Genomic DNA, 24,660 nt, shown 5'->3' on the forward strand with positions numbered 1-24,660 from the left:
GACACTGCCTCGCTACCGTGGGTTTATCTTCGGGGCTGTCGACAGAACGGGCATGACGACACTGGCTGTCGGTGTGGTCGGCGCCGGCTGGATGGCGACCGACTACCACATCCCCGCCTTCGAGAGCCACCCCCGGACCCGGGTCGTCGCCGTCGCCGAACGCGACGACGAGCGACGCGACGCGGCCGCCGAGGAGTTCTCGCTGCCGGGCTACCCGGACGTGACGACGATGCTCGCCGAGACTGAACTGGACGTGGTGTCGATCTGTACGCCGCCGGCGACCCACGAATCGATCTTCCTGTCGGCGGTCGAGGCCGGCTGTCACGTCCTCTGTGAGAAACCCCTAACGATCGACGCCGAGAGCGCGGTCCGGATGCGTGACGCCGCTCACGACCGCGGCGTCGTCACGCAGGTCGGCTACCTCAACCGGTACTACGAGAACTATCAGCGGGCGCTGGAACTCCTGTCGAACGCGTTGCTTGGCGACCTCGTCGAGGTGTCCGTCGCGAACCACTCGGCAGCGCCCGGACAGGGGTGGTACTACAACCCGTCCGTCTCGGGCGGTGGCGTCGCCCGGGATCTCTTCCCGCATACACTCGACGTGGTCCTCGACCTCTTCGAGAGCGCGCCGACCGTGACCGACGCGAGCGTCCGTCACCTCCGGGACCGGCCGGTCGAAGACGCCGCCCGGCTGTCGCTGTCGTTTGCCGGCGTCCCCGCCGAATTCTCGGCGACCTGGACACAGACCGACGGCGTCTCTCGCTTCCTCGTCGTCGGCACCGAGGGCTGGCTGGAGATCACGCCCGACCGGCTGTCCGGCGAGGTCCACGGCCGTCCACTGGCCTTTGAACACGGGAACCTCCCGATCGTCGATGTCGGTGTCGCCGACCTCTACCCGGCCGGGGCCGAGGACCCACACACCGCCCGCATCCACGACTTCGCCGACCACGCTGTCGCGGGCGACACCGACACGGCCGCCCCGGTCGACCGCGGGGTCGCGATCGCCGAGATACTCGATACGGCCTACGAGCGGGCGGGGGTGCAGCGATGACGGTGCTCGTCACCGGCGCGACGGGCTTTATCGGCCTGAACCTCCTGACCGAGATGGCCGACGAGGAGGACGTTGCCGCGCTCGTCCGGCCCGCGGCCTCGACGGCCCGGATTCCCGACGGCGTGACAGTCGTCGAGGGGACCCTCACCGACGATTCGCTGGGCGCGGCCGTCGCGGCCACCGAACCCGAGGCCGTCGTCCACCTGGGGGCCGCGACCTACGCCGAGACCGAGATGCAGTCCACCAACGTCGGCGGGACCGAGCGGCTGGTCGCGGCGGCGGCCGAACACGGCGTCGAGCGGGTCGTGTTCCTCAGCACGATCGGTGCCCATCCCGAGGTGCCAAGCGACCCGAACTCGACGTACCAGCAGTCGAAGGTCGCCGCGGAAGAGCTACTGTTTCGGCGGGACCACCCCTTCGACGTCTCGGTGCTGTACCCGACGTACATCTTCGGCCCGCTGGACTACCGGCTGGCCCGCTACGATCTGGTGCGCCCGATCGCGTCCAATCGGGTGCTGGTGCCGCCGCTGTACACCTACGACAAGTACAACATCGTCCACGTCGACGACGTCGTCGGCAGCATCCAGCACTGTCTCTCGGCGGGCGCGGACGGGCGCCATCTCGTGACGGGACCGAACCTCACCAACGGGCAGGTGCTCGGGACGATCGCCCGCCACGCGCCCGGGGGCTGTCGGGTCGTCGATGTCCCGTTCGGTCTCACTCGGTGGGTCATCAAACCGACGCTAGACGTGCTCTACCGCGTCGGCGTCTCGCCGGTGCCCGGCGAAGGGTTCCTCGAACGGGGCGATTTCGGGACAGTTCGGCCTGAACTCACCGAACAAGCACCGGTCCGCCAGCGCTCCTGGCAGTCGGCCCTGACCGAGACCGTCGACTGGTACGAGTCGGTCGGCCTGTTGTAGTCAGGCCGGCGTCAGCCGATAGACGACGCCCTGCTGTTTCGTCAGTGGTTGTTCGGAGAGCGATGCCGTCGTCCCCAGCACGTAGCTCTCGTCGCCGTCGACACCGAGCGAGAGCACCTGAATCCCCAGTTCCTCGCGGTCGGCGAACTGAACCTCACGGACCGGCCAGCGGCCGGACGACTGGGGCGTCGCCACGAGCAACCGGCCCGCTGGCTCGGTGAACGACCGGGTGAAGGCCCCGAAGAGGTACTCGTCCCGGATGGCGTCGATAGGGCCGGTGTGGACGTGACCGCCGATGACCGCGAAGCCGACCGCGTCACCGTCTTCGGTGAAGTGGGGGAACTCCAGGACGGGGTCGACGAGCGGTTCACCGCGGTCGGACTGGGTGACACACTCGCCGTCGGAACTGGTCCCCAGTTGGGGGTCGTGACAGTGAAACCCCTCTCTGAGCGGCCAGCCGTAGTTCGCGCCCTTCCGGACGACGTTGATTTCCTCCCAGGTCGCCTGGCCCACGTCGCCGACGATAAGGCGGTCACCGCTGAACGCCATCTTCCAAGGGTTGCGAAGCCCCCAGGCGTAGTGTTCGTCCAGCCCGTCGCTCCCGACGAGCGGGTTGTCCGGGGGGATGCCGTAGGGCTTGTCGTCGGTCCGGCTGTCGACGTCGATCCGGAGAACACTTCCCTTGAAGTTGTTCGTGACATCCTGTCCGTTGAACGGGTTCAGCCCGTCGCCAAGCGCCGCGTAGAGGTAGCCATCGGGGCCGAACTCCAGCGTCCCCGCCTGGTGGATCGGGCGGTGCCACGGCAAGTCCAGCAGGATTCGCTCGGTCGAGCGGTCGACGGCGGTTCCGTCGGCGGTCGCGGTGAACTCGGAGAGTCGCTCCCGGTGGTCGAGTTCGTCGTCGTCGGCCGGCACGCTGTACCGGACGTACAACCGGCGGTTCTGTGCGAACTCGGGGTGAAAGGCCAGCCCGAGCAGCCCGCGCTCGTCGTAGGCGACCCAGTTCGGGAGACCCTGACCGACGGCGACGAGTCGGTCGGTCAGGTCCAGAAAGGGCTCGGATGCCAGTCCGTCGGGACCGTGGACGTGGACCTGTCCTGCCTGGTCGACGATGAACCGCCTGTCGGTCCCGTCGTCCGCGGTCGCCATCGAACTCGGGGAGACCAAGCCGGTCGCGACCGTCTCGACGGCCACCGTCGGCCCGGGATCGAAGTACGGGTCCGGCTCGTCGACGGTCGTCGGCGGGGCCGTCGGCGTCTCCGTCGGCTGCTCGGTTGGCGTCTCGTCGCCGGGGTCGACGCGGTTGCGACGGTCGAACGAACAGCCGGCGACGGCACTAGTGAGGCCGACAGCGCCCAGCGACACCAGAAACGAGCGGCGGGACCGCGACGAATCGGGAGAGGTGGAGCTATCGTCGGGGGTGTCCATAGGTCCTGGACGGCGGGTGGGCAGTTAATCGTTTTTTCTCCCGTGGCGACGCGGTCGGCCCCGCAGAACGGTGTTCGACAGGTGTGCTACCCGATGTGAGCGCCGGTTCGTCGGTTATCCTTCGGCTGCGTTTCGGCTATCGCTGTCTATCGTCCGTGATACTGGGACACGATTTCGACCGATATATCGAGGTACGTGGTGGAATAGAGCGGTAATTCCGGTATTCGTGATGATAATTCGGCAGAAAGGGTCATATTTGCTGCTAGCGAACAGAGACCATGATGGGCGGCGAACCACCACCAGACGGCGAAGACACGGACCGTTCCGAACTGTCACGGCGGACGGTCCTCAAGTTGACGGGACTGAGTGCGACGGCGTTGCCGTCGGTCGCGGGCTGTCTCGGGAGCGGTGACCCGACGACGGCGCGACTGGGCTACGGCGGCGTTCCGTTGGACGTGCCGGTGTCGATGATCGACACCGTCGTCGCGCCGGCAGTAGTCGGCCCCGAGGACGGGTTAGTCGCACACTGGCCCCTCGACGGGACGGGCGCGACCGCGACCGACGCAGTCGGCGGCAACGACGGCGCACTCCGCGGGACGCCGGTCCAGGGTATCGACGGCGTCTACGACTCGACAGCGTACTCTTTCGGGACCGGTGACGACACCTACGTCGAAGTGGCCGACGCGTCGGTCCTTCGCCCGGCCGAACTCTCCGTCGCCGGATGGTACCGGACCACCAGCGAGAAGACCGGCCAGACGATCGTCCAGAAAGCCGACGCTCGGTTCGGTGACACCGGCTACGCCGTCGAGGTCCAGACCGACAACAGCATCCGCGCTCACGTCGGCGTCGAGAGCGGTCAGGCCACGGTCAACCCCTGGGGCTACGCGACCCACGACGGCCAGTGGCACCACGTCTGTCTCACCTGGGACGGCGCGGTCCTGATCTGTTATCTGGACGGCCAGGAGGTCGCTCGGGACAGCTCGCAGTCGGGTGCCGTCGTCGGCTCCGACCGCTCGCTGTTCATCGGCCGTGGGGACAACGGCTACACCTCCTACTACGCCATGGACGGCGGGATCGACGACGTTCGGGTGTACAACCGGGCACTCTCTGCCAGCGATGTGGGCGGGCTGTACGAGGGAGTGTCGGAAACGCCGACAGCAACAGCGACACCAACCCCGACGCCGACTCCGACGCCAACTCCCACGGCGACACCAACGCCAACTCCGACGCCAACGCCAACTCCGACGCCGACTCCCACAGCGACACCAACCCCAACTCCCACGGCGACCCCAACCCCAACGCCGACACCAACTCCCACGGCGACCCCAACCCCAACGCCGACACCAACTCCCACACCGACCCCAACCCCAACGCCGACACCGACCGAGACGGTGACCCCTACGCTCCCGTCGCCGGTCGCCCACTGGCGGTTCGAGGAGACGGATGGCTCGGTCGTGGCCGACGACGTCGGTGGTAACGACGGAACGCTCCAGGGAACACCCGACCTGGCCGTCGACGGGACGGTCGGTTCGTCGGCGATCGATTTCGGCGCCAGTGACGGCAACTACGTCGAGATAGCCGACGCGTCGACGCTGCGTCCGGCCGAACTCTCCGTCGCTGCGTGGTACCGGACCACCAGCGGGAAGACGAGCCAGACGATCGTCCAGAAGGGGGTTCCACGGTTCGAAAAGCCCGGCTACAGCCTCGACGTGCAGACGAACAACAGCCTGCGGGCGGCCGTCCGCGTCGAGAGCGGCCACGCGACGGTCAACCCCTGGGGCTACGCGACCCACGACGGCCAATGGCACCACGTCTGTCTCACCTGGGACGGGACCGACCTGGTGTTGTACCTCGACGGCGAGGAGATCGATCGCGACGCCAGCCAGGCGGGGTCGGTCGTCCACTCCTCGCGCTCGCTGACCGTCGGCCGCGGGGACAACGGGTACGCCTCCTACTACGCCATGGACGGACGCATCGACGACCTTCGACTCTACGACGAGGCGCTGACACCGACTCAGGTGCAATCGGTCGTCGAGGGTGAGACGGCAGCGCCGACACCCACACCGACTCCGACGGCAACACCAACGCCAACTCCGACACCGACCGCAACACCAACGCCAACCCCCACACCGACTCCCACCGAGACAGCGACTCCGACACCGATCCCGAACGACGAGTTCGGCGAACGCGGCTACGGGGACTACGGCTACGGCGGGATCGATCCAGACCAATGACAGACAACCACCAATACGAGACGCCGTCAGCGGGGACGCTGGACTGGCACGAACCGTTGAATAGAAACTTCGAACGCATCGACACCGACGTCGAGATCCGCGATACCGACGACGCCCGCTCGAACTACGCCGCCAAGTCGGGGGCGAAGTTCCTGGCGACCGACACCGGCGCGGTCTACATCGGCGACGGCGGGACCTGGGTCCAACTCGGAACGATCGACAGCGGCGGTGCCAGCGGCGGGACCGATATCGAGGCGGAACTGATCGCCGGGAACATCGTCGTCCTCGCCCGGGATCTCTCGTCGCCGGAAGTCGTCACGCCGTCGGGGACGAACACGCCGATCCAGGACGCCTACGACATCCTGGGGGCCAACGACGGGGGCGAGATCCGCCTCCCGCCGGGCCGGATCTCGACCCCTGGGAACATCCGCCCCTACGAGAACACCACGATGACCGGCTTCGGGGTCGAGGTGACGGAACTCGATATCACCGAGCAGACGGCCGACGGGATCGTGTTCGACCGCGACAGCGGGACGGCCGATGTCAGCCTCGGCGCGTTCGCGCTGAACGGGCCGGGCGGGACCGATCCGACCGGCGTCGCCATCCACCACACCAACCGGGACACGATGAACCTCCGTGTCGGGCGGTTGCTGTTCTGGGGCTGGAACAACTCGGTGTACCGCGTCGACCAGGGCGTCGGCCCCTTCCAGTGCCGCCACGAACAGATGATCGTCTACGACTGTGACGCCGGTGCCGAGGACGGCCTCTTCGAGTTCCGGTCGTACTACGGCCCGGCCAACTGGTTCGGGACCATCGCCGTCTATCCCATCCCGGATTCGAGCGGCGAGAACTCGACCGTATTTTACTCCCGGGGCGGGACCCAGTCCGTCGACTACCTCACGATGGGCGGGTCGACCGGCTACGCCATCGACCAGACCTGGGACAGCGTCATCGAGTTCGGCAACGTCCACTACGAACCGGTCGGCCAGGTCGCCGAGTCGCCGGCGATCGTCCGTCTTCGGGGCCACGGCACGGCGACCATCGATACGGTCAAACACGTCACCGGTGCGCCGGACTACGTCTACGAACTGGACTACGACTCCTACCTCGGGAACGCACCCAACAGGAAGATCCTGGGGCCGTACATCGAACTCGGCCAGGAGGCCTCGCTGGGCGAGACTATCGTCAACCTCGCCCACCCGACCGACCCCGCGGCGCCCTCGTTGTACCAGGGATCGCCAGACGACGTGGCCGTCACGCACAGCCAGGGAAGCACCGGCGGGTTCCGGGCGCTCGGGACCGCTGGGACGGGGTTCTAACCCGACTCGCCAGCCGGCCCGGTAGTCCCGAAGCCGGGTCACCGGCCGGCCCGGGAGTGGCTCCCAGTCGTCGGCAGAGTCGGTGAGGCTATGACGGTGGCCACGCAACGGCCGCTATGACGAGCGACCCGACAGGGGACGGAACCGGAGAGCCTGGCCCCTCACGGCGGGACTACCTCCTCGGGGCCGGCACCGTCGGGCTAGCTGCGGTAGCAGGTTGTGTCGGACTCGGTGGCGGCACCGACGACATCACGACCGCGTTGCTGTCGGGGACAGTAGTCGTCCTGAATGCCGACGCCGACGAGCCGACCCTCGTCGATCCCGCGGAGACGACGACGCCGGTCGGGGATGCCATCGATTCTCTCGGTGCGGCTGGCGGGACGATCTGTCTCCCGCCGGGGCGGGTCCGGGACGAGGGACCGATCCGACTCCGGTCGAACACCTCGATCGTCGGGTTCGGCCCCGACGTATCCGAACTGGACATCACGACGCCCGAGACCGACGGGCTGGTCTTCGCCGATCCGGACGGTATCGATCGCGTACTCCTGGACCAGTTCGCGCTCAACGGACCGGGGCTGGACGCCGACTCCGGCGCCGCCATCCACCACCGCGAGGGCGACACCCAGGAGTTGATCGTCGGCCACCTGTTGTTGTGGGGCTGGAACAACTCGGTGTACCGCGTCGACCAGGGCGTCGGCCCCTTCCAGTGCCGCCACCGGCAGTTGACTGTCTACGACTGTGACGCCGGCAGCGAGGACGGCCTCTTCGACTTCGGCTCCTACTACGGCCCGTCCAACTGGTTCGGGACCCTCGCTATCTACCCCCGATCGGGGTACAGCGGGACCGACTCGACGGTGTTTTTCTCTCGCGGTGGCAGCCAGCGGATCGAGTATCTCACGATGGGCGGGACCGCCGGAACCGCCGTCAAGCAGACCGGTGACGCCAACCTCCAGGTCGATCACGTCCACTGGGAGCCCCACGAAGCCGAGACCGTCCCGACCGCCATCGTCGACCTGAGCGGTGGCCGGCCGGCCCGTATCGGGACGGTCAAACACGTCACCGGGACCGCCGAGTTCGCCTACCGTCTCTCGGGCGACGAGGTCGTCGGGGCCGACCCGGCACAGAAGTTCCTCGGGCCGTACGACCCCGCTGGCGATTCACCCACGCTGACCCGCGGCGTCGTCGAACTGGCTGCGCCCGGAGACAGTGCTCGGCCGTGTTTTTATTTCGGGACGGCCGGGGATGTCACCGTCACACACGATTCGGACACCACCGGCGGACTCAGGGCACTGGGCGACGCCGGGACGGGGCTGTGACCGGCGGACGCCGGAAAGGCTAAGCGTTCTGTGCTGCACTTGATACCCAGACAGATGTCAGTTGGTTCCCGAAGAAGCAGTTCTGAGGTCGGAGGTGACTCGGGACCCGTCCGGGTCGCGCTCGTCAGCCAGCAGTATCCGCCGGAATTGGGCGGTAACGCGTCGCGCGTCGGTGACACAGCCCGGCAGCTCGCACACGACGGGGTCGCGGTGAGTGTGGTCGCACCGCCCCTGTCGTACCCACCGGAGACGTACGCCCGGAGTTGGCGGCGCCACGAGCGGACGACCGACGGCGATATCGACGTCCACCGGCTGTGGGCCTGGCAACCGAGCCGCGTCGACCCGAACGCGCTCGAACGGCTCGCGTACTACTTCCTGTTCGCACTGCACGCGACGCTGTGGCTGTTGTACCACCGCCGGAAGTTCGACGCCGTCGTCTGTACCACACCGCCGGTGTTCACCGGGATTCCGGGGCTCGTCTTCGGCGAACTCACCCGCAAGCCACTGGTCGTCGACGTGGGCGACCTCTGGATCGACGCCGCGGCGGGGCTCGGGTTCATCCGCGAGACGAGCCTCTCGACGCGGCTGAGTCGGCGCTACGAACACCTGCTACTGTTGCGGGCCGATCGGATTCTGACGACGACCGAGGAGATGAGTCGCCTGCTGGAACGCGCCCACGGCCCCGCCATCGCGCAACGGTTCCTCGTCGCACCCAACGCCGTCGATGTCCAGCGGTTCGGCCCGGATCGCGGGACCGGCGACGACGGCCGGACGATCATCTACACGGGGATCTTCGGCCACGCCCAGGACCTGGAAGCGTGTATCCGGGCGATGGCGCTGATCGAGCACGACGCGACGCTGAAACTCGTCGGCGACGGGGACACCAGATCGCGCCTGGAGGCGGTGGTCGCCGAACTCGGCGTCGAGGACCGCGTCGAGATCCACGGCCCCGTCGAACGCGACGCGGTGCCCGGGTTGCTCGCCTCGGCCTCGATCGGGGTCGCTCCGCTGAAAGACAGCCCGGGACTGCGCTATGCCGTCCCGCTGAAGACCTACGAGTACATGGCGAGTGGGCTCCCGGTCGTCGGGACCGACATGGGGGCGTTCAGCGATCTCATCGACGCCTCGGAGGGGGGACTCGCCGTCGAGAACTCCCCCGAGGCCCTGGCCGCCGCGTTCGACGAACTGCTCGCCGATCCCGACCAGCGCGAGCGACTGGGGAGACAGGCCCGCGAGCACGTCGAACAACACTACGACCGGCGGGTCCTCGGGGAGCGACTCGCCGGGATGTTGCGGGACCTCGTCGCGACCACGGGAGGGCGCCGATGACGGACCTCTCGTCGGTCCCCAGCTTCGAGTCGGCCAACGACGTACAGTACCGGGCGATGGTCTCCTCGGCCCACCACCAGAACCACGTCTTCCAGGTGCGGACGCCGTTCAACCACCGCTCGCTCGACGCGATCAACCGGACGGCCGCCGAGATCGACGTGGTGTCGCCGACCCCCTTCGCGCCGCCGATCGGCCCGAACTCCGAGTACGGGAACATCCCACAGACCGAACGGTGGGGGACTTACCGCGTCCACTATCCCCGGTTCCTGTACGCGATCCCGAAAAACCGGTTCTACCACTACTCCGGCCGGTCGATGCAGAAACGGGTCCCCCGGTACGTCGAGCGGACCTTCGAGACACCCCACGACGTGGTCCACACCTGCGATATCTACCTCGACGGCTACGGGATGTTACCCTACTGCCGGCGCCACGACATCCCGCTCGTCGTGACCAGCCACGCCTCCGAACTGAAAAACTACGAGACGTTCACCGACGAGGCGAAGGCCCACATCCGGGAGACCCTGAGCTACGCGTCGAAGGTCCTGACCGTCAGCGACGAGTTGAACGACATCGCGCGGAGGCTGACCGCCCCCGCGAAGATCGAGACGGTCCCGATCGGGGAAGACCCCCGGAAGTTCCCGACCGACCGCCGCGAACAGATCCGCTACGAACTTGGTATCGACGAGGACACCACGCTCCTGCTGTTCGTCGGCGCCTACTACGAACAGAAGGGCCTCAGGGAGTTGATCGAGGCGATGCGACGGCTCGACAGGGACGACATCTACCTCGTCACCGTCGGCCACGAGGGCGACATGCGGTGGTGGCTGCTCGACCAACTTGGCGAGCTGACACATCCGGCCCACTCCTTCTGGCGGCTCGATCCGGTCGCACTCCGCCGCTGGCAGGTCGCCGCCGACATGCTCGTCCACCCGAGTTGGACCGAGGCACGGCCGACCGTGATTTACGAGGCGATGGCCGCGAAGACCCCGGCGCTCGCGACGAACGTCGGCGGCATCCCGGAGATGGTCGAGGACGGCGTGACCGGGGAACTCATCCCGTCCAGAGACGCGGAGGCACTCCGGCGGGCCATCGACCGCATGGCCGACGACCCCGAACGGTTGCGAGAGATGGGCGAGGCGGCCCTCCAGCGGTTGCTCGACGAACAGTGGACCTGGCAACACCACGCCAAACAGGTCACGGACATCCACAAAGAGGCGTTCCGATGATCGCGTGCCAGGAGCGATGAACGGGGTCGACAGCCCGCCCCGCGTCAGCGTCGTCATCCCGACCTACAACCGCGCCGACACGGTCCGGCGCGCGATCGAGAGCGCACTCGCACAGACGGTCACCGACATCGAAGTCGTCGTCGTCGACGACGGGAGCACCGACGACACCGCGGCCGTCGTGGCAGGGATCGACGACGAACGGGTCCGGTATATCACCCACGAAGGAAACCGAGGGCGAAGCGTCGCCCGTAACACCGGTATCGACGCCGCGCGCGGCGAGTACGTCGCCTTCCTCGACTCTGACGACCACTGGCTTCCCGGGAAACTCGAACGGCAACTCGACGAACTATCGAGGCGCTCGCCGGAGTGGATCGGCGTCTACTGTGAGTTTCTGACCCCCAAGCCGTCGGCGCTCGGGCGGACCGTCGACTGGCTCTCCCGGGAGGTGTTCGCAGCCCCCAATGCGTTGGAGGGGGGACGCGAACTAGCACGGGAGATCCTTACCGTCAACGTCCTCATGGGTCCGGGCTCGACGCTGCTGGTCGAGCGCGAAGCACTGTTGGCGACCGACGGCTTCGACGAGCAACTGGTCGACCACGAGGACTGGGATCTGGTCCTCCAGTTGCTCGCCCGCGGGAAGATCGCCTACGTCGACGAGGCGCTCGTGGTCGTTCCGTCTTCGGGCGGGGACCCGTCGCCGGAGGAACTCGTCGACAACAAACGCCGCTTTCTCTCGCGCCACGCCGACCTGATCCGGGAGTTCGAAGCCGAAGGCACCCACATCAACCGGACCCACCGGCTCCACATCGTCGCCGTCTTCTTCCAGAACGGCCGGTTCCGCGAGGGGCTCGCGTATCTGCAACCGGACGCCCTGCTGGAGCCGAAAAACTGGGTCCGGCTGGCTTGGTGGGGAGTGATGGGTACCCGTCGCCGGCTGAAGCGGGCCGGTGCAGCGGGGGGTCGGTAGCCCGTGCCGGGCGACGACTCCCCGACTGTCTCCGTGGTCATCCCGTACGGGCCGAAGTTCACCCCCGAATCGATGCTGGCTGAGGCCCGCGAGACCGTCGCCGCCCAGTCGGTCCCCACGGAGTGTCTCGTCGTCGAGGACACCGACCACCGCGGGCCGGCGTGGGCGCGCAACCGCGGTCTCGAACGGGCCGACACCCGATACGTCGCGTTCTTGGACGCCGACGACCTCTGGGAACCGGAGAAGCTCACGCGGCAACTCGACCGGATGGCCGAGACGGGTGCGGGCATCTGCGTCGAGGGGGAACCGATGTCGATGGACGACTTCGTCTATCGGGTGTTGCTCGGCGACATGGCGGCGCTGACGCCGTCGATCCTGCTCGATACCGAGCAGGTGTCGACCACCTTCGAGGAAGGACTGACCCGGGGAGAGGACCTGCTGTTCATCCTCGAAGCCGCGACGGAAGCGGGCGTCTGCCTCTGTCCGGACCTGTACACCCGGCGGTCCCACGACCGGAGCGTCACCGCGACCGAACTCCCCGTCACCGACTACGTCGCGGTCGACAAGCGGTTCGCCTATCTGGTGAGCCAGCGGGTGCCCGAGGCACAGCCGTACGTCGAGCCCTACTACGTCCAGTCGTTCACGCAGGCCGGCGTCTCCTGTCACGAGGCCGGTGCCTACGACCGGGCGATCGACTATTACGTCCGGGCGCTGCGGCTCTCCCCGCATCCGTTCACCGCGGCGTACCTCTGTCGGAGTCTGGTCGCGAAGTATCTCCCCTGACAGCGTGTCAGTGAACGCGACTGGTGAGTTCGCGGTCAGTACAACGGAGACGAGCGCACTCGCTACGGCGTAGATATCTGAAAGAACGAATCGCCGACCATCGCTACGAACGACGGGCAGGCTCAGTCGTTAGTTGCGGACGAGGTTCGTCGCGCGGGGTCCCTTCTGGGATGATTCGATGTCGAACTCGACTTCCTGCCCCTCTTCGAGGTCCGGACCGCCGACGTCTTCCATGTGGAAGAACACGTCTTCGTCGTCGTCGAGATCGCCGTCGTCAGTCGAAATGAAACCGTAGCCGCCAGTGTCGTTGAAAAAGTCAACCTTACCGTTTGCCATTACAAACGAATGTAACCCCGCCCCGCGGATAACACTTCCGAGAGTCGGGGTACCACGGCACTCCGTTTCCGGCGCCTGTGGGATGGGCGTCGGGAGTACGGTTCGTTCGAATCACAGGCGCCAGCCCGTTTTCGGAGGCAAGTATTTACCGCGTGGTCGCGAGATGTAATCCGCATCGTCATGCAACCGTGTCACAGCTGCCAGACGGTTATCGACGAGTATCTCTTGAACAAACGACTCGAACCCCTGCGCGAGCTCACGGCCGACGACTTCAACGTCTGTGCGGACTGTGCGACCATCGTCGCGGATGCGTGCGTGAAATGCGGCGGCGCTGTGTACGTTCCCCGAAGCGAATCCGTCACCCCCGACTACTGCCCGGCGTGCCGTTCCGACGTGATAGACCACACCGGCCACGACCCCGGTTGGACGCGTGGCCATGAATCCACCTGAACGGCGCCCGCTCCCGAACGTTTTCTGATCGGTCGATAAGCGGGCGTCCCCCCCGGTAGTTCGGCCGTCCGTCGGTACACCGAATGTCGTGACGGATTCGATGTCCCGTCTACGGGAACCGTGGCAGGCGGTTCGAGAGCCCTTGCAGGACGATCCGGGCACGCCGGAGCGTGTGGTAGGTATCGACGACGGAATGGTAGCCGTCGATCACCGTGATGTCCTCGTTGGCCGCGAGCGTGTGCCGGCCGCCGGCGTAGGGACCGTCCGCATCGGGCACGAGTTCACCGACGACGGTCTCCTCGAAGGCCGTCGGCGTCAGTCGGTCGACCCGGTTGACAACGACGCGTTTCCCGTACCCGCCGGCACAGTACTGGCCGGGTCGATAGAGCGTCCCGTCCTCGGTCCATGGCGTCCCCGCGGGCCGAACCGAGCGAACGTCGGTCTTGACGGGGTTGTTGGCGTGGGGAACCCAGTCGCCACGCAGCTCCGGAGCGTGGTAGACGTGGAGGTTGGTCTCCGGAAGCTCGTCGAGCAGCGTGCAGAACAGCCACCAGCGCCCGTCGTGTTGAATCACGGTGGGGTCGATCCCCATCACGTCGGGGACGAGCGTCTCGACGTGGTCCCACTCGGCCGGGCCGTGGAGTTCGTAGAGCCTGATCTCGTTGCCCTCCGCCATCTCCGGCGTGACGTACGTCGAGCCGTCGTGGACGAACGCGTAGGGGTAGGAGAGATGGAACGGCTGTTCGAACACGACTTCGGTGTTGGCAAAGGAGAGGTCGTCGTCGAGACTGAGCGCCGAGATCACTCCCTTCGAGGTGTCGAAGGGGAACTCCTCGAAGAGGAGATACGGGTCGCCGTCGATCCGAACCGGGAACGGGTCCGCGACGAACCGCCGGCTGTCCGGGAGCGGGAACCACTCGAAGTCGGTCCCCGCCGGGTCGGCGACGACGGCCTCGATCGGCGTGTCGGTGACCCCGATACTCCAGACGCCGCTGCCGCTCGTCAGGAGGTCCCACGCTGCACGGACCTGTGCGAACGCCAGTCCGGCGACGCCGCCGACGCCGGGTTCCCGACCCGCCTCACGGTCGATCGGGACCGACTCGCCGTCCAGGTAGTCCGCCTCGCCGATCGCGATGTCGACAGCGACGGCGGCGGGCCAGCCCGCGCTCCCCACGAAGAGCCGGTCGACGGTCGCCGGCCAGGAGTAGCCGACCGTCGGGAACGTCCCACGGCGCAACGGAACGCCGGTGTTCGTGCCTGTCACCCGCCAGAGCGCGGCGTGTGTGACCGGATGGCCGGCACGGAGTTCGTCGACACAGGGCGGCCAGGTTCCACCCTGGCCGTCGCCGCCGTACCGGAACTCCCAGACGCCGTAGGTCGGGGCCGACAGAACCGCTTCGTCGTTGAGTGCAAGCCCACCGAGCCGGACCAACACGTCGAGATCAGACAGCGAGACCGCCCGCCGTGCTCGCTCGCCCAACTCGACCGCGCCGTCCTCGCGGCGGCCCTGGACCGGGACCCGCTCGACTCCACCCAGTTCATCCCTCAGATCGACGACCGTGCTGGCACCGGGCCTGGGGGTGAGCCGCTGCCAGTTGTCCCACACCGACCAGGACGGATCGGTCGTCGCGTCGGGGACCGCCGACAGCCGCCGTCCCGGATCGAGGTGGACTGAGGCGGGCCGGCCAGTGGCCGGTGATTCGTCGAGGAGCAACACGATCGACACCGAGTCGACCGCACGCAACGACTGGATCACCCGTGCTTGCCAGGACGGGAGTTCGAGCCCCGAGCAGGCGACTGCAACCCGAGTCGGATCGCTGTCGGCGGGAGCGGAGCCGTCCCCTTCAGCGGGTGTCACTGGGAATCACCGCCCTCGCCGAACAGGCCGTCGTAGCGCTCCCCGTCGTAGAGGACACGCGCCTCGCCCGCCGAGTAGACGGTGCTGTGGCGGGCCGTCTCCGTTCGGTAGCGTGCCTCCGAGACGGTGAAGAAGGCGACTTCTCCCGAGAGCAGCCCCCGTCCGGACGCCACCGGGACGACAGAGTCGGCCCAACTGTCACGCACCACGAGGTACCCCGTCGGTGCGGAGAGTCCGTCCGGGCCGGCCCGTAACCCCTGTTGCTGTCTGACGAGTTGGTCGCTGCCGGCGAACGGGGCCGAAGCGAACGCCCGGGCGGTGATCTGATCCGACGCGGCCGGCTGGGTGCCGTATCGATCGATGAACGTCGCAGTTTCGACGGTCGCGGCGTACTCCCGGTCGGACATCGCCGTCTGTACGTCGCGATCGGGAACGTCGACCGCCTCGATGTCGTCCGCGGTCAGCGTCGTCAGCGCCCCAGCAGTACCCAGTGTCGCGACCAGGACAAGCCCGACGACGGCGGCAGTCCGGCCGGCACGAGGTCCGAAGCCACCGAGCGTACGGGCGACCCCGACCCCCAACGGGAGCACCGCGAACAGGACCGCGACGACGGTGATCCGCTCGATCTGGGGGATCTGGACGGGCAACGGGAGGAACAGCGGGACCGTCCCGACGGCGACGGCCAGCAGCGGTCCACGGTGGGCGTACCGCTGGCCGGCGGCGAGCATCTCGTAGAGCCCGACCAACGCGACGGCACCGAAGAGACTGTAGTAGATGCCCGTCGGCCGAGCGAACCACGAGAGCGCGCGCTCGGCGGTGTCGGGCGGCACGGTCACGCCGTAGAGGAACGTCGAGAACGCGCCGCTACCGGCGATTTCCTGTCCGATTCCGAACGCAAGCCCGAAGATCCCGTAGACGATGATGCTGCCGGAGAAGACGAGGTAACTCACCACTGCGGCGGCGCCGACGACGACCGGGAAGCTCCACCGGAAGCGGAGCCGACGCCGGGCGTCGGCCAGCGGCTGGAGTGCGGTGTGGTCGACGCGCTCGGCCACGAACGGGACCGCGTAGGTCACAGCCGCGACCGCACCGACGGGGACGAGCGCGACGACGTATGTCAGGTGATGGACGGAGACGAGTACGGCGACCAATCCGAGCGTGTAGGCGCCGTAGCGGCGGTAGCGGCGGGTCGTTCCCGCCGTCGGGAGCGACATCGCCACGTAGAACCCGACGCCGAGCAGGACGACCGCGAGCGTCTGCGGGAAGAAGTAGACGGCGTGGTAACCGACCCACTCGACGGCAGTGACCGCCAGCGCCACCCCGAGGGCGAGCCGCGTCCCCTCGAAGAGACGGGTCGCGACGAGATACATCGTCGGGACCAGCAGCGCGGAGACGCCGATCCCGACCCAGACGAGGGCGTCGTACGGCGAGAGTCCCCCGAGTAACGAGGCCGCGCCGACGAAGAGGTGAAAGCCGGGGAAGAAGTCGTAGCCGTGGGGCAACACCGTCGTGTACCCGGCCGCGAACAGCCGGTTGAGACTGTCGACGTGGGCGAACGTGTCGGTCCCACCGAAGTAGAAGCCGGTCGTGAGCTGCTTCGAGATCGGCGGAACCGCGAACAGGACGCTCGTCGCCACCAGCGTCGGGACCGCTGCCCCGTCGTGACGAATCTGTGTTCCCACCAAGAGATATCCGGCTGGGAGTACCACGAGCAACGCCGCGAACCGGGTACCGGTCCAGGCAGTCACAGCGACGGCCACTGCGCCGAGGACGACGACAAGTTTGGCCGTCTGGACCGCTGTGATCGGCGCCTCACCGGCTGGCGTCCCGTCGCCACGAGTCAGCACATAGAGGGCCAGCGCGATCACTGCCGCGATGACGGCGTACCCGGCTCTGATCGCCGAAGCGACTTCGAGGACACCGAGTGCGACCACGCCGCCGAGTGCAGCGACCGTCAGCGCGATGACCGCTCCCCCCACCAGGGTGACTCGATCGGTGGCTGTCATCGGCGCCCAGAGCGGGACGCGGCGACCGGTCGGCATCCGACGGGCTCGGTTCTCATCATATCCACACGCAGGCCCCCGGTGGGCAAAACTGTACTGGACGGCGCCACGCTTTTGCCGGCCGCCGGCGGAGAGAGCATATGCCCACCCGCCGCCAGCGCCGCCTGATCCGCCTGCTCGTCGGGTGGTCCCTCGCCGTCGTGGTCGGTCTCGCCGCCGTGGGCGCACTCACCGGGACACACTGGTTCGTTCTGACGCTGTTGGGTGCGCTCGTCGCGATACAGCGGACGACCGCACTGTACGCGAGCCCTCCCTGGCGCCGGGGCATTCGTGTGTTGGTACTCGCCGGGTTCTCCGTCTTCATCGTCGTCGTCGCCGTCGAGGTCTGGAGGACCGCGACGGAGCTGTTCGTCCGCGGGCTGTGAGGGTCGGCACCCGTCGATTACGACTCCTGTTCGCCGGCCGGCCAGCGCAGTTCGACCGTGAACGCGTAGGCCCGCTCACCACCGTCAGGCCGGACCTCGGTCAGTTCGACCGGTCGGTCCAGTGCGGTCGCGAGTCCGGTCGCGAGAAACGAGGAGACCGGGTGGTCGATCCGGCGGGGCTCCCCCAGCGGACAGCCACGGACCGACACCGTCGCCTGCCGACCGTCGACGGTCCCGCTCGCGCCGGCTGCGAGGTCGTATACCGCCGTGAGCCCGTCACAGAGCGCGTCGACGTGATGTGTCGCGTCGGTCGCCGCGGCGTCGGTCCGGTGCTCCCGAAAGCCCGTGACCATCTCGGCCGCCGTCGGGGTGACGACGACCGCTTCGGTCTGGTCGTCGAACGCCTGTTCCGCGTGGGCTATCGGGTCACCCTCGCCGCCGGGGACGACCAACCGGGGACCCCGGTCGGTCGTCGCCGGGAGGTAGACACGCCTGTCGTCGAGTTCCCGCTGGACGAGAAGTGACTCGACGGTCCTCCCGGCGGCGGCCGCAGTACTGGCTGTCACCGTGAGCGGCAGGTCACGACCGGCAGTGAGGACGTGATTGACGACGCCACCGACCAGCAGGGTCCCGGACAGCGCCAGCAACAGGGAGAGACTGTCGTCGGTCGGTTCGATCGGGAGTGCAGCGGCCTGGAACCGAACCGCGAGCCCGGCGACGCCGAGTACGAGCAACAGCGCCGTCGGGATCGACGGCCACCTTCGGAGTGGGCTCTCAGTTGTGGTCCTACGCATCGGGCCACACCACTGCAAGCGGACCCCGACTGCTCCTGTCGTCCCAGTTCATTCGTCCGACGGGAGGCGACGAACCGACTTAGTACTGCTGTTGCGACCACCGATAGGGTTTTCATCGGCGCCGGAGCAAGGTTGGCCATGGATCGGGGATCACACCATGGGGACCTCCTCGCGGTCGGTTGCTGGCTGGGGCTTGTCAACGCGGCCGTCCTGCTCCCAGTACTGAGCGAGAGTGTCCTTCGACCGCTCCTCGTGGTCCCGTTCCTGCTCGTCGGCCCGGGCTATGCCGTCGTCGCGGCGCTGTTCCCCGAGCAGTTTTCGGCGGATCGGAGCCTCTCGGTCCCCAGCCGACTCGTCCTCGGATTCGGCGCGAGTGTCGGGGTCGTCCTCGTCGTGGGGATCGGGCTCGATTTCAGCGTCTTCGGCTTCGGGGAGCTCCCCGTACTCGTCGGGACCACCGTCCTCACGCTGGCCGCGCTCGCGGTCGCCGTCGTCCGACGGCGTCGAGTCGAGTCGCCCGCCGGCATCTCGCTCGGGGCAGCACGCGAGCAACTCCGGGGAGTTGTCGGCGACCGCCCGACCGACCTCGCACTGTCAGCAGCCGTCTGTCTCTCGCTCGTCCTCGCCGCCGGTGCCGTCTACGGCCTGCCGGCGGCCGACGGGACGCCCGCCGAGGCGTATCTGCTGACGCCCGGCGCGGACGGAGCAGTCGCCGACGACTACCCGAGTCGGCTCGAACAGGGCGAGCCGACGACACTGATACTCGGGGCCGAAAGCGGGACCGACCGCCAGAGGCCGGTCACGGCGGTCGTCACGCTCCAGCGACTCGCCGAGGACGGGACCGTCAGCGAGCAGACGGAGCTTCGGCGGCTCACGTTCGACGACCCCGCGAGCGGGACTGCACAGGTCGAACACACGATCACCCCGACGGTGTCCGGCGAGCTACGGCTGACGTATGCGGTGTACTTCGGTGGCGAACCGGCGGGGTCGCCCGACCGGCAGGTCCACCTTCAGGTGACGGTTACGGAGTCGTGACCGGCGGCGATCCGTACGTTTAAGTCGGTAATCGTCGACAACATGGTATGTATCGTCCCGGTAGTGACAACGCGAACGGGCCGGGAGCGTAACTGCGGCGATGGAAGAAAAGCGCCGCGGTCCCGACCCCGTCCGGCCGGCGTCCCGGACAACGGTCCCGAGGCGGTTGAACTTCGCCCGGGCTGGTGGACTTCTCCTCGGTCTCGAACTGTTCGGGACCGTCGTCGGCTTCCTGAGTACCGTCTACTTCGCGACGGAACTCGGGGCGGCACGGCTGGGCGTGTTCTTCCTCTTCGAGGCCGTGTTAAGTACGCTAGCGACGTTCGGTGATTTCGGCCTCCGGGGTGCCGTCGAGAAGCGCATCAGTGAGGGGGCCGCGCCGAGCCAGATACTCGGTGCCGCACTCGCGCTGAAACTCGCACTCATCGGGACTCTCGGTGTCGTCGTCTTCCTGTTCCGGGACCTCGTCAACGGCTACGTCGGGGCCGACATCGCGCTCCTGTTGATCGTGACGACGGTGCTGTACGAACTGTCGACGCTGACCGTCCACGTCCTCCGTGCGGAACTCCGGACCGACGAGACCGCGCTGTTGTACTTCCTGCGGCTGGTCACCTACGTCGTCGTCGCCGTCTCCCTCTTGCAGTTCGGGTTCGGCGTCCGGGCGCTCCTGTACGGCGTCGTCGCGGGCTACGTCGTCCTGCTGGTGGCCGGCGTCTCGCGGGTCTCGATCCACCCGGCCCGGCCGGCCTGGGAGCACGTCCGGACGCTGGTCGACTACGCGAAGTTCAACGGGATCTGGGGGCTGGGCGGGCACGTCTACAACACGATGGACCTACTGGTCATCGGCTTCTTCCTCTCGTCGGCCCACGTCGCGGGCTACGAACTGGCCTGGCGCGTGACCCTGATGACCGCGGTGGTCGGCGGGGTCGTCGCCAACACCGTCTTCGCCCAGTTGAGCGCCTGGAGCGCCAGCGGCGAGTACGAGCAGATACGGACGACGCTGCGGGAGGGAACGACCGCCTCGCTGTTCCTCGTGATCCCGGCCTTCGCCGGCGTCGCGTTGCTCTCGGAGGAACTGCTCGGGCTCGTCTTCGGCCCGGAGTACGTCCTGGCGGCGGCCGCGTTCGTCGTCCTGATGGGCGAGAAAGTCGTCGCCGCCGTCAACATCGTGTTGGACGCGGCGGTCCGGGCGGTCGACCGGCCCGACATCGGCGCCGGCGCGACCGTCGTCTCGCTGACGCTGAACGTCGTATTGAACCTGGTGCTCGTCCCCCGGTACGGTCTGGTGGGAGGGGCCGTCGCGACGGGGCTCTCGATGGCGGTCCACACGGTCGCTCTCGGGGTGTTCCTCCGGCGGATCGTCCCCCTCGAATTCGCGCTGGGCGACATCGGCTGGAGCGTCGGGGCCGCGGGGGCGATGGCCGGAACGCTCGTCGCCGTCGGGACGGTCGTCCCACCGACGACGCTCCCGCGCCTGCTGGGCCAGGTGGTCCTCGGCGGGGTCGTCTATCTCGGCGTCGCCCTCCTCTCGCCGTCGCTGCGCCGGAAGGCCCGGGCGAACGTCGCACGCTTCGGCGAGGAGTGAGTCGACGGCACGACCGGCCGGAGACAGTCTTAATCACACGGGGATCCAGATAGCCGTATGCACCGACGGACACTGCTGCAACTCGTTGGCGCCGGCACGGTCGGTCTAGCGGGCTGTTCGGACGCCGATTCGGCCGCGACCGAAACCCCGATTGCGACCCCGACGACCGGCCCGGCCGAGGTTCTAGTGGAGATGACCGACTCGCTGAAGTTCGTCCCGGAGACAGTCGAGATCGGTGTCGGCGACACGGTCGTCTGGGAGACGGTCGGCTCGGTCGCTCATAGTGTCACCGCCTACGAGAGCGACCTCCCCGAGGGGGGCGCGTTCTTCGCCTCGGGCGAGTTCGATACGGAGTCGGCGGCCAGAGGGAGCTATCCGGAGGGAAGCGTCGGTCCCGGTGAGACGTACGCCCACACCTTCGAGACTGCCGGGGAGTACCCCTACTTCTGTATCCCACACGAATCCGGGATGATCGGGACCGTCGTCGTCGAGTAGGGCCGCCCTACCCGGCGTGTCTGTCCGCTGGCGGGCGCCACCACGGTGCCCGGAGGAACTGGACTGCCAGGACCGCGAGCCCGACGGCCGCGACCCCCGACTGGATCACGAGCCCAGTGGTCACTTCGGCCCGGAGCGCGAAGTCGAGGAAACCAGTGAAATCGTCGTAGGGATAGGGTGGCAACACCGGCCATAGCAGGAAGGTCAACTCCTCGGTCCGCCAGTACCACAGCTCGACGTAGATATCGCCCAGGAGGTGGCTCGCGTACCCGAGCGCGAACGCCGGCCCCAGTTCGCCGTGGCCGTACCAGCGGGCGACAACGGTGACGAGGACGACGGCCGGGACCGCAAACAACAACGAATGCGCCAGCGACCGACCCGACGGGAGGAGGTGGACCCACCAGGCGAGGGGTTTGTCGACGATATCAGGGAGCTGTGTGCCCGCGAGCAGTGCGAGGAGTTCCGCCCGGGAGACCGCCCGCCGTGAGACGACGAGGACGGCCAGGAAGAGCGCGTACCCGAACGCGAGATGAGTCCAGGGGAGCATGTGTAGCAGGCGTGACCGCTGAAACTACGACGAGAACCGCCTGAACGTCGGATGGTTGTTGAGAACGTGCATCAGGATCGCGGCGAAACAGAGCAACACTCCCCCGAGAGCGAACAGGACGCTCGTCACGAGGGGGACGGAAGCCAACTGCCCGTCCTGGACGTACTGTGTCATCAGGAGGACCGTGACGAAGACGCCCGTGACCGTACTCACGACGCCCGGAAGCCCGACGATCAACAGCGGCCGGCCGTACTCGATCGTCCAGACGATGTTACGTACCAGATCAACCCCGTGGCTGAGTGAGTCCTGTGAACTGCTGTTCTCGACATCGTAGTAGATCGTCGTTCCGACCTCCGTGATGCTGAGGCGGTTCCGGTGAGCGTGATAGAGGATGTCAGTGCTTGCCCCCATGTTCTCGCCGATGGCGTCGTCGCCGGCCAGCGAGCGGATCGCCCGGCGGTTGTACGCTCGATAACCGCTCTGTGTGTCCCGAATCCAGCCGCTGGGCCGGAGGTTCCCGAGGCTGGCGTTCGTCAGGTTGTTGATGACAGCCAGTCCGATCGAACGGGTGAACGGGATGTCTGTCTGCGAGCCAGCGGCATAGCGACTCCCGATCACGATATCGGCCGACTTGTCGTCCTGCGTGGCGACGAGCAGCGGGATGTCCGCGGGGTTGTGCTGTCCGTCGGCGTCGATGACGACCAGATGGGCGGCGTTGCGAGCGTCGGCCTCCCGGAAGACCGTCTTGAGCGCGCCGCCGTACCCACGATTTCGTTCGTGGACGACGACCGTCGCTCCCGCGGCTCTGGCGGCACCGGCCGTATCGTCGCGACTACCGTCGTCGACGACGACGACCTCGTCGGCGAACGTCATGACCTGTTCGACGACTCGACCGATGCTGTTGGCGGCGTTGTAGGCCGGAATCCCGACGACGACGGCCGGTCCCTGAGAGGATTCCCGCCAGGATTCCGGGATGGCGATGGTCTCGAAATCGCTCCGTTCCAGCGCGTCGAGCGTCCGCTCGTAGTCGATGCGCGGGCAGTCCCGCGTCTGGAGGACGAGCCCCGGGAATCCCCGCTCCCGGGCGGCTGTCGAAAGCGCTCTGTGAAGCGCCACGACAGTGCCCTCGTCGGACAACGGCTCGACGACCGTCACACCGAGGGATTCGAGCATCTCGACCATCTCCGACCCGGCCAGTGTGACCGGGTAGGTCACCATAACCGGGTGGCCGCGCCGTTTTGCCCGCATGACCGTCCGGTAGACGGCGTCCTCGTTTCGCTCCGTAAGGACGATCCCGACCGCCGGGAGCGAGTGACTCTCGGTGACATCCCCGTCTAAGTGAACGAGCGGGAGGCCGCGTTCGATACCCGTCGGCGTCTCCTCGGGACGAGAGAGTCGAAGCGGGACCGTCGACCCGTCGGCACGCTCCCACAGGACGACCGCCGCCCCGATCCGGTCGGTATTCGAAGTCACCTCAGTGGCCAGTTCGGTCATCAATTCGGGCAGTTCCGGGGCCTCACCCATGAGGAGATAGCCGATCGTCACTTCCTCGCCCGGACGGAGCACCCGCTCGACGACGAGTCGACCGTCGTTGTAACCCGTCCGGTCGGGCCGGTTCGATCCCCGAGACGGGTCGACGAGAGACTGCTGAGCCGGAATTCGGTCAGCGAGTCTGACGAACATCGTGTCGTCCCGTTCGGACTGGACCGTCAGCGTCACCAACCGAGCGTCACCAGCGGCTGCAGTGAGTGATTTCGTCGCTGATATCCCGTCCAACTGTTGTGTCTGTGTCTCAGCCATCCACCCTCCAACGTCTCTGATACTCCCTTAAACGACTCCGATTGGCAAGTAAGTATCTATTTCTCGTACCCGGAACCGAGTAAGGTGATCGTACTGGCCGAGTGACGGATCTGACGGCCCGTTCGAACAACCGATCACCGCCCGAGCCAAAGTGCCTTTGTCACGGACGCGTGACGTGTCCGTATGGCAGACGAAGCCATCGACGACGTGGACCGGGCGATCCTCCATGCGCTCCAGGAAGACGCACGCAGCATGTCCTCGGGGGATATCGCCGAACGCACCGGAACGTCGGACAGTACCGTCCGGAAACGGATTCAGCGGCTGGAATCAGACGGGATGATCAAAGGCTACAGCGCCGATATCGACTACCAGCGGTCGGGCTACCCTCTGCGGATGTTGCTGTTCTGTACCGCCGCGATTCCCGAGCGCGGCGACCTCATCCCGGACATTCTGGACATCGACGGCGTCGTCTCCGTCCAGGAACTGGTCACCGGCGAACAGAACCTGCTCGTCACCGTCGTCGGCGAGTCCGACAGCGACATCACCCCGGTGGCACAGGAACTGCTGGACATGGGCGTGACCGTCGCCGACGAGGTGCTCGTCCGGAGCCACGAAACGGAGCCGTTCGGCGAGTTCGTCCCCGAGTGAGCGCCCGTCAGCAGTGCGGCCCCGGAGCCTGAGACTCCCGTGATCCCCCCGGTTCCGCGTTCCCGCCCGAGCCATCGAGAGACCGACTCGTTCTCTTCTCCGCGATATCCG

22 protein-coding genes are annotated in these 24,660 nt (G+C 67.3%); 15 read left to right on the forward strand and 7 right to left on the reverse strand.

Annotated elements, in window-relative coordinates; translation table 11 throughout:
• Positions 1-52: 52 nt before the first annotated feature.
• A complete protein-coding gene (locus tag VJ109_RS06340) occupies positions 53-1,051 on the forward strand; it encodes a Gfo/Idh/MocA family protein (protein ID WP_324759907.1) in 999 nt (332 codons plus the stop codon).
• Complete coding sequence (locus VJ109_RS06345) at positions 1,048-1,971, forward strand: NAD-dependent epimerase/dehydratase family protein (protein WP_324759908.1); 924 nt, start codon at positions 1,048-1,050, stop codon at positions 1,969-1,971. The genes VJ109_RS06340 and VJ109_RS06345 overlap by 4 nt, the downstream gene beginning before the upstream one ends.
• Here VJ109_RS06345 and VJ109_RS06350 read toward each other — a convergent pair whose 3' ends face one another.
• On the reverse strand, positions 1,972-3,399 hold the full coding sequence (locus tag VJ109_RS06350; RefSeq protein ID WP_324759910.1) for a PQQ-dependent sugar dehydrogenase: 1,428 nt from the start codon (positions 3,397-3,399) through the stop codon (positions 1,972-1,974).
• 278 nt (positions 3,400-3,677) lie between these two features.
• Here VJ109_RS06350 and VJ109_RS06355 point away from each other — a divergent pair, with 278 nt between their 5' ends.
• From VJ109_RS06355 to VJ109_RS06385, 7 genes are all read left to right on the forward strand, one after another.
• Positions 3,678-5,633 carry a LamG domain-containing protein gene (locus VJ109_RS06355; RefSeq protein ID WP_324759911.1) on the forward strand — a complete coding sequence of 652 codons (1,956 nt, stop codon included), beginning with the start codon at positions 3,678-3,680 and terminating at the stop codon, positions 5,631-5,633.
• Positions 5,630-6,952 carry a hypothetical protein gene (locus VJ109_RS06360; RefSeq protein ID WP_324759913.1) on the forward strand — a complete coding sequence of 441 codons (1,323 nt, stop codon included), beginning with the start codon at positions 5,630-5,632 and terminating at the stop codon, positions 6,950-6,952. Before VJ109_RS06355 ends, VJ109_RS06360 begins: the two co-directional genes overlap by 4 nt.
• 116 nt (positions 6,953-7,068) lie before the next feature.
• Entirely contained in the window at positions 7,069-8,268 is a 1,200-nt protein-coding gene (locus VJ109_RS06365; RefSeq protein ID WP_324759914.1) for a hypothetical protein, read from the forward strand.
• A gap of 54 nt (positions 8,269-8,322) precedes the next feature.
• Positions 8,323-9,597 (forward strand): glycosyltransferase family 4 protein, encoded by a 1,275-nt coding sequence (locus tag VJ109_RS06370; protein WP_324759915.1) that lies wholly within the window; start codon positions 8,323-8,325, stop codon positions 9,595-9,597.
• Positions 9,594-10,823 (forward strand): glycosyltransferase family 4 protein, encoded by a 1,230-nt coding sequence (locus VJ109_RS06375; protein ID WP_324759916.1) that lies wholly within the window; start codon positions 9,594-9,596, stop codon positions 10,821-10,823. The genes VJ109_RS06370 and VJ109_RS06375 overlap by 4 nt, the downstream gene beginning before the upstream one ends.
• A gap of 16 nt (positions 10,824-10,839) precedes the next feature.
• Positions 10,840-11,790 carry a glycosyltransferase family 2 protein gene (locus VJ109_RS06380; protein WP_324759917.1) on the forward strand — a complete coding sequence of 317 codons (951 nt, stop codon included), beginning with the start codon at positions 10,840-10,842 and terminating at the stop codon, positions 11,788-11,790.
• Between the two features lie 3 nt (positions 11,791-11,793).
• Complete coding sequence (locus VJ109_RS06385; RefSeq protein ID WP_324759918.1) at positions 11,794-12,573, forward strand: glycosyltransferase; 780 nt, start codon at positions 11,794-11,796, stop codon at positions 12,571-12,573.
• Between the two features lie 129 nt (positions 12,574-12,702).
• Here the strand turns inward: VJ109_RS06385 and VJ109_RS06390 are convergent, their stop codons facing one another.
• Positions 12,703-12,909, reverse strand: a complete 207-nt coding sequence (locus VJ109_RS06390; protein WP_276179232.1) for a cold-shock protein — start codon at positions 12,907-12,909, stop codon at positions 12,703-12,705.
• A 180-nt stretch (positions 12,910-13,089) separates the two neighbouring features.
• Between VJ109_RS06390 and VJ109_RS06395 the strand changes: the two genes are divergently transcribed.
• Positions 13,090-13,359, forward strand: a complete 270-nt coding sequence (locus tag VJ109_RS06395) for a DUF7571 family protein (RefSeq protein WP_324759919.1) — start codon at positions 13,090-13,092, stop codon at positions 13,357-13,359.
• A gap of 109 nt (positions 13,360-13,468) precedes the next feature.
• On the opposite strand, the gene VJ109_RS06400 is transcribed toward VJ109_RS06395, so the two are convergent.
• Both VJ109_RS06400 and VJ109_RS06405 read right to left on the reverse strand, forming a co-directional pair.
• Positions 13,469-15,217, reverse strand: a complete 1,749-nt coding sequence (locus VJ109_RS06400) for a glucosamine inositolphosphorylceramide transferase family protein (RefSeq protein WP_324759920.1) — start codon at positions 15,215-15,217, stop codon at positions 13,469-13,471.
• Positions 15,214-17,259 carry a hypothetical protein gene (locus tag VJ109_RS06405; RefSeq protein WP_324759921.1) on the reverse strand — a complete coding sequence of 682 codons (2,046 nt, stop codon included), beginning with the start codon at positions 17,257-17,259 and terminating at the stop codon, positions 15,214-15,216. Before VJ109_RS06405 ends, VJ109_RS06400 begins: the two co-directional genes overlap by 4 nt.
• Positions 17,260-17,360: 101 nt before the next feature.
• Between VJ109_RS06405 and VJ109_RS06410 the strand changes: the two genes are divergently transcribed.
• Positions 17,361-17,645 (forward strand): DUF8044 family membrane protein, encoded by a 285-nt coding sequence (locus VJ109_RS06410; protein ID WP_324759923.1) that lies wholly within the window; start codon positions 17,361-17,363, stop codon positions 17,643-17,645.
• Positions 17,646-17,662: 17 nt separating this feature from the next.
• Here VJ109_RS06410 and VJ109_RS06415 read toward each other — a convergent pair whose 3' ends face one another.
• Positions 17,663-18,439, reverse strand: coding sequence for a DUF7982 domain-containing protein (locus VJ109_RS06415; RefSeq protein ID WP_324759924.1), 777 nt, complete (start codon positions 18,437-18,439; stop codon positions 17,663-17,665).
• Between the two features lie 138 nt (positions 18,440-18,577).
• On the opposite strand from VJ109_RS06415, the gene VJ109_RS06420 reads away from it, so the two are divergent.
• The 3 genes from VJ109_RS06420 (at position 18,578) to VJ109_RS06430 (ending at position 21,554) form a co-directional block, all read left to right on the forward strand.
• Positions 18,578-19,474 (forward strand): DUF8471 domain-containing protein, encoded by an 897-nt coding sequence (locus VJ109_RS06420; protein WP_324759925.1) that lies wholly within the window; start codon positions 18,578-18,580, stop codon positions 19,472-19,474.
• Between the two features lie 100 nt (positions 19,475-19,574).
• A complete protein-coding gene (locus VJ109_RS06425; RefSeq protein WP_324759927.1) occupies positions 19,575-21,059 on the forward strand; it encodes a lipopolysaccharide biosynthesis protein in 1,485 nt (494 codons plus the stop codon).
• Positions 21,060-21,116: 57 nt separating this feature from the next.
• Entirely contained in the window at positions 21,117-21,554 is a 438-nt protein-coding gene (locus tag VJ109_RS06430) for a cupredoxin domain-containing protein (protein ID WP_324759929.1), read from the forward strand.
• 7 nt (positions 21,555-21,561) lie between these two features.
• On the opposite strand, the gene VJ109_RS06435 is transcribed toward VJ109_RS06430, so the two are convergent.
• Together VJ109_RS06435 and VJ109_RS06440 are read right to left on the reverse strand one after the other, a co-directional pair.
• Positions 21,562-22,101 (reverse strand): metal-dependent hydrolase, encoded by a 540-nt coding sequence (locus VJ109_RS06435; protein WP_324759930.1) that lies wholly within the window; start codon positions 22,099-22,101, stop codon positions 21,562-21,564.
• A gap of 24 nt (positions 22,102-22,125) precedes the next feature.
• The gene (locus VJ109_RS06440; RefSeq protein WP_324759932.1) at positions 22,126-23,901 is read right to left on the reverse strand and encodes a glycosyltransferase family 2 protein; all 1,776 of its coding nucleotides are present in this window, start codon (positions 23,899-23,901) and stop codon (positions 22,126-22,128) included.
• Positions 23,902-24,084: 183 nt separating this feature from the next.
• Here VJ109_RS06440 and VJ109_RS06445 point away from each other — a divergent pair, with 183 nt between their 5' ends.
• Positions 24,085-24,549, forward strand: coding sequence for an Lrp/AsnC family transcriptional regulator (locus VJ109_RS06445; protein WP_324759933.1), 465 nt, complete (start codon positions 24,085-24,087; stop codon positions 24,547-24,549).
• Positions 24,550-24,660: the final 111 nt, after the last annotated feature.

Source organism: Haloarcula montana, assembly GCF_035666295.1.
GTDB classification, from domain to species: domain Archaea; phylum Halobacteriota; class Halobacteria; order Halobacteriales; family Haloarculaceae; genus Haloarcula; species Haloarcula montana.

Bases quoted from the DNA above. Each gene is read 5' to 3' on its own strand.
- VJ109_RS06350 (WP_324759910.1), bottom strand. From the start codon at position 3,399: ATGGACACCCCCGACGATAGCTCCACCTCTCCCGATTCGTCGCGGTCC.
- VJ109_RS06425 (WP_324759927.1), top strand. From the start codon at position 19,575: ATGGAAGAAAAGCGCCGCGGTCCCGACCCCGTCCGGCCGGCGTCCCGG.
- VJ109_RS06395 (WP_324759919.1), top strand. From the start codon at position 13,090: ATGCAACCGTGTCACAGCTGCCAGACGGTTATCGACGAGTATCTCTTG.
- VJ109_RS06445 (WP_324759933.1), top strand. From the start codon at position 24,085: ATGGCAGACGAAGCCATCGACGACGTGGACCGGGCGATCCTCCATGCG.
- VJ109_RS06410 (WP_324759923.1), top strand. From the start codon at position 17,361: ATGCCCACCCGCCGCCAGCGCCGCCTGATCCGCCTGCTCGTCGGGTGG.
- VJ109_RS06440 (WP_324759932.1), bottom strand. From the start codon at position 23,901: ATGGCTGAGACACAGACACAACAGTTGGACGGGATATCAGCGACGAAA.
- VJ109_RS06370 (WP_324759915.1), top strand. From the start codon at position 8,323: ATGTCAGTTGGTTCCCGAAGAAGCAGTTCTGAGGTCGGAGGTGACTCG.
- VJ109_RS06365 (WP_324759914.1), top strand. From the start codon at position 7,069: ATGACGAGCGACCCGACAGGGGACGGAACCGGAGAGCCTGGCCCCTCA.
- VJ109_RS06340 (WP_324759907.1), top strand. From the start codon at position 53: ATGACGACACTGGCTGTCGGTGTGGTCGGCGCCGGCTGGATGGCGACC.
- VJ109_RS06420 (WP_324759925.1), top strand. From the start codon at position 18,578: ATGGATCGGGGATCACACCATGGGGACCTCCTCGCGGTCGGTTGCTGG.
- VJ109_RS06390 (WP_276179232.1), bottom strand. From the start codon at position 12,909: ATGGCAAACGGTAAGGTTGACTTTTTCAACGACACTGGCGGCTACGGT.
- VJ109_RS06415 (WP_324759924.1), bottom strand. From the start codon at position 18,439: ATGCGTAGGACCACAACTGAGAGCCCACTCCGAAGGTGGCCGTCGATC.
- VJ109_RS06380 (WP_324759917.1), top strand. From the start codon at position 10,840: ATGAACGGGGTCGACAGCCCGCCCCGCGTCAGCGTCGTCATCCCGACC.
- VJ109_RS06345 (WP_324759908.1), top strand. From the start codon at position 1,048: ATGACGGTGCTCGTCACCGGCGCGACGGGCTTTATCGGCCTGAACCTC.
- VJ109_RS06405 (WP_324759921.1), bottom strand. From the start codon at position 17,259: ATGCCGACCGGTCGCCGCGTCCCGCTCTGGGCGCCGATGACAGCCACC.
- VJ109_RS06360 (WP_324759913.1), top strand. From the start codon at position 5,630: ATGACAGACAACCACCAATACGAGACGCCGTCAGCGGGGACGCTGGAC.
- VJ109_RS06355 (WP_324759911.1), top strand. From the start codon at position 3,678: ATGATGGGCGGCGAACCACCACCAGACGGCGAAGACACGGACCGTTCC.
- VJ109_RS06375 (WP_324759916.1), top strand. From the start codon at position 9,594: ATGACGGACCTCTCGTCGGTCCCCAGCTTCGAGTCGGCCAACGACGTA.
- VJ109_RS06430 (WP_324759929.1), top strand. From the start codon at position 21,117: ATGCACCGACGGACACTGCTGCAACTCGTTGGCGCCGGCACGGTCGGT.
- VJ109_RS06435 (WP_324759930.1), bottom strand. From the start codon at position 22,101: ATGCTCCCCTGGACTCATCTCGCGTTCGGGTACGCGCTCTTCCTGGCC.